This window comes from Nitrobacter winogradskyi (assembly GCF_006539545.1).
Taxonomy (GTDB): Bacteria; Pseudomonadota; Alphaproteobacteria; order Rhizobiales; family Xanthobacteraceae; genus Nitrobacter; species Nitrobacter winogradskyi_A.
This window is the reverse complement of the sequence record NZ_BJNF01000135.1, coordinates 1-3,952: the sequence shown is the minus strand read 5'-3', so window position 1 is coordinate 3,952 and position 3,952 is coordinate 1. Positions and strand designations below refer to the sequence as shown.

The window sequence follows — 3,952 nt, the reverse complement described above, 5'->3', positions numbered from 1 at the left end:
GGTATTTCGTCAAGTACGGCGATACAGTCATCTTACCAACCTGGCTTGCACACCTTCCACCCAATGGCGGCTACTCCTCTGGCCAGATCTAACCGCTCGACCGCCTCGCGCTGGCAGACAATGGCTGATGACGGGTCCGCGCGCGAGACCTTACTCAACCGTGTAATCAGCCCGCTGGTAGGGCGCGGGCATTTCTCGATCATTAGCCGTCAGCGGCCTGTCGGTGGTCTAATCCTGGCGTGAACTGCGCGCGGCTATTTCACCGCGATCACTGACCCGAGAGGCTCTGCATTTGTTCTCTCACATGCCGTACAAGATTTTCAAATTTCCGCTGGCGCGAAGTGCAATGACAATGCCGTCCGCGGGCAAGTAAACCTTCTCGAGTTTTGCCGAAGAGAGGTGTCCGTCCATGCGAAAGCCCTCCTTGAGTGGCCGTTTGAGCTTGGTGTTGGCAGCGTTCAGAAGATTTTCATATGCAATGCCATAATCGACATTGGCCTTCATCCCGAGTTGGGCTGTGATGGGCTCGATCAGCGGGGCGATCGCTGCGCTGTCGGATACAATCGCTAGGTCGGAAAGGTGCATGGCCCGGCCGTCTGCGTCGACTTGAACCGCGCCAGTGAGATAAATCCAATTTCCGGCACCGGACTCCGAATCGGAAGGCTTTGCAACGCGCAGGCCGATGACCAGTTTTCCTGATGATGGATAGACGTCGATATCTCGAATCGACCCCTCAAGAATCGCGGGCATCGCCGCGATCGCTTGCTTCAACTTGTCCTTGAGAACGTCGTAACCGATTTTAACCGGAAGAATGACGTCGAACTCGCCTGGCGCATCAACGTCGCGGCCGAGTGACGGGAGGGCCGTCGCAGTCACGGTCGGTGGATTTTGGCCGACCATGGTTGCTGCAGTCCCGGATAGTTCGAGCGAACCTCTCAGGAATTTGGTATCGGCCCGAACGCCAGCGAAGGACACCGTCTGCGGCGTAATCTGCAGCCAGACGACTGGGCTATCTGAGAGCTGAATTGGCTCGAAGGAATGCCTCCAGGCGGCAGCCGCCTTGTCACGGAGATCGAGGTGCCGGACCGCGGCCAACGCTCGGGACCTGATCTGCGCAAGTTGAGCACGTACTCGAGGGTTGGCATATTTTGTCAAGGGGATCTCGCGCCCCGCCACGTGCAGCACCGGTGGTTCGCTCCAGCGGAAGCCATCGCTCAAATTCAGGTTGAGCTTCCAGTTGCGGCCGAGTTGCGGATGAGCTTCCGCCTCGATCGTGGCGCTGGCTTCCGTTTCGCCATGAATGCGCGAGGTGAACCGGTTGGCACCCTGGCCTTCGAGCGCCCCATAGATGGGGACAGAGCCATAGATGCGGTTGCCGCGACCGTATAACGAGACCGGTCCGGATCGTTCGACATAGCCCCAGATGTCGCAATTGGCGTTGACGCGGAACAGGAGGACTCGCCGGTGTACGCAACTGATGCGCTCGTCGATGCTGGCGAGGCGCCGGGGAATATCTTTCTCTATGTCAGCGGCCAGTGCTGAAAGGTCAAACTCGATAGTCGCTGAGATTCGTGAATCCGTGTTGAAAGGCGCTACCGTGTCGGGCGCGAGCGCTGGTTTGTCGGCCGCGGACACGGTGGAGCCCAGAGCAACGAGCGTGAAAGCGGCCAGGACTACGGTGGCCGAACGCAGGAAGGAGCGAAGGCTGCTCTGTGGTGATTTGGGACAGACTTGCATGATAGGCCTCATCTACTGTCGTCCTGTATTACCGTTGCGCGCTGACGCTGCCCGGTGTCCAACGTTCTCGCGGAGTAAGCGTCGCCGTCTGTGAACCACGTTCACTGCGCTGTCGCTTCAGCCGGTGTTGTCGGATCGAGCTTACCGCAGTCGTCCGGCACAAGTCGTTCCGCAAAGCGGTCCATCATCCAGTTCACCGCAGCATTGGCGCTGTCGTAGGCGACAAGGCCATGTCCCACCCCAGGAACCCACATCATGGCGACCTTGTCGCCGGCCTTGCACTGCTGCTGCATATAAGCGCGCGTGACCTCGGGTCGGACGATGTTGTCGTTGGTGCCCTGCGCGAGGAATAGCGGAATTTGCGGCTCCAACACCCCCGGTGTGTTTCGTGCGGCCAGCGAGTGCCACGGTTCGACAGTCGCAATGTCGGGTGCGGACAGGAAAGTTCGTTCGAGCGGCTTTTCGGTCCGGCGGCGCTCGACGATATCGAAAATCGACTCGATGCATTCGTTGGCGAGACGGTCGACAATCGGAATCGCTTGAGGCAGAACGACCTTCTTGATTGACGCACCATAAACGCGTGACCAGGACCACAGCGTCATGGCCGTCAAGTTCTTGCCGCCTGAAGTCTTGAAGTCGTCCCCCATCAGCGTCACAAGCGACGTGGCCGGCGCAGCGGCGGCAACGCCGACCAGGCGCAGCTCCGGTGCATAGGTCTTGGCGATGAGGCCCGTGTAAAGCGCGGCTTGCCCCCCTTGCGAATGGCCCCAGACAGCAAAGCTGTTGCCGCCTCCGACTCCGGCCAGGCTGCGAGCAGCGCGCACTGAGTCGATTACGGCGCGCGCTTCGCTGTCACCAACCAGATAGGGGTGCGATCCGGCAGTGCCGAGGCCGGGATAGTCAGTGGCAGCGACCACGGCACCGTGTTCGATCAGTTGGCGGAGTCCTGCCATTTGCTGGAATACGAAAATCGCAAGCGACGGCGCGCAATGCGGCACGACGCCAGTCGTTGGGTGGGCCCACGCCACGATCGGTCGTCCTCCCGCAGGCACAGGACCTGGCGGAACGATGATAACGCCGGATACAGCGATGGGCTCTCCATGCATGCCCACTGAGCGATACAGCACGCGGTAAGCCTGCGCACCTGCGGGCGCGGTCGTTAAAGGCTCGGACCGGATCATGCTGCCGGGAGCACCCACAAGCTCCCGCGCGGAGGCCTCATAGAATCTCGTCTGCGCGTGCGCTTTCGCGGTCGGCAACGACAGGATCGCAGCGCAGGTCAGCGCGCTGAACCAGCGAACCAGCAGAGGTTTACCAATCCATGATGTTATCATAGCCATGTTAGCCCTCGTGGCTCTCATCAAAACTTTGACTTCCATCTCCATAGGGTTGAAACAATCGTTGAGACACGCAACACTGGAAATGAATATCAAGAAATAAGAAATTCGTTGGTTCAGCCTTCCGCAATCCTAAGCTTAGATGGTGCAACGTGCAGGGTAGCGACGCGTCCGCCGCAGCCCCGCTCCGGCAGGAAGAAACAAGGAGATAAAAACAATGAATGCGCTCAGAACTGTTTATGTGTTTGCGGCTTTGCTCCTCGTTTCAACGCCATTGCAGGCGATGCCGGCTGCCCCTGCGTCGGGATTGTCCACCGACATCGTGCCTGTCGCCGACGGGTGCGGTCAAGGACGTTACCGCGGGCCGGGAGGCGCATGTCATCGGTTTGGACGCGGCCCCAATCCTGGCGGAAACTTCGCAGGAAGTCATCGCGGCGAGGGATGCGGCCCCCGCAATTACAGAGGCCCAGGCGGCGCATGCCACCATCTGGGGACAGGCCCCTATCCGAGTGGATACTGGGCCCCGCGTTGAACCTAGTCGAGACGGGCGTAACGCGCTGGCCCAATAGCAAATATAACTCCGCTCCGGCGGGGTTTCTATATGGGCTACCGAGACCGGATCAACGGCAAAATGGATACCAGATAATGCCGGATCGCTCACAAAACCTTAGTCATGGCGGCGGGCTCGCGAATCATATTTTGCCCATCTCAGGGACCATGATCGGCGCCCGCGTTACGCTCGTAGGGCTCGTGAAAATTGCCGACAAATCTGGTCAGAACCACGTAGACGAGTATGCGGCTCTTGCCGCGATCTCTTTCCTCGCCTCAGCTCTCGTATCTGATCTTTCGATTCGATATGCACAAAAAAGACTAGGTCA

The 3,952-nt window shown here is 59.3% G+C and carries 2 protein-coding genes; both read right to left on the bottom strand.

Translation table 11 applies throughout. From position 1 onward, the window contains the following. Positions 1 to 300: 300 nt before the first annotated feature. Positions 301 to 1,635 carry a DUF4403 family protein gene (locus NWI01_RS18435; protein WP_244613899.1) on the bottom strand — a complete coding sequence of 445 codons (1,335 nt, stop codon included), beginning with the start codon at positions 1,633 to 1,635 and terminating at the stop codon, positions 301 to 303. Between the two features lie 203 nt (positions 1,636 to 1,838). Next, positions 1,839 to 3,077, bottom strand: coding sequence for an alpha/beta fold hydrolase (locus NWI01_RS18430; protein ID WP_244613898.1), 1,239 nt, complete (start codon positions 3,075 to 3,077; stop codon positions 1,839 to 1,841). Between the last annotated feature and the right edge of the window lie 875 nt (positions 3,078 to 3,952).

What these genes read in the sequence shown, in the direction of transcription:
- NWI01_RS18430 (WP_244613898.1), bottom strand. Translation starts at nt 3,077, where the DNA reads ATGGCTATGATAACATCATGGATTGGTAAACCTCTGCTGGTTCGCTGG.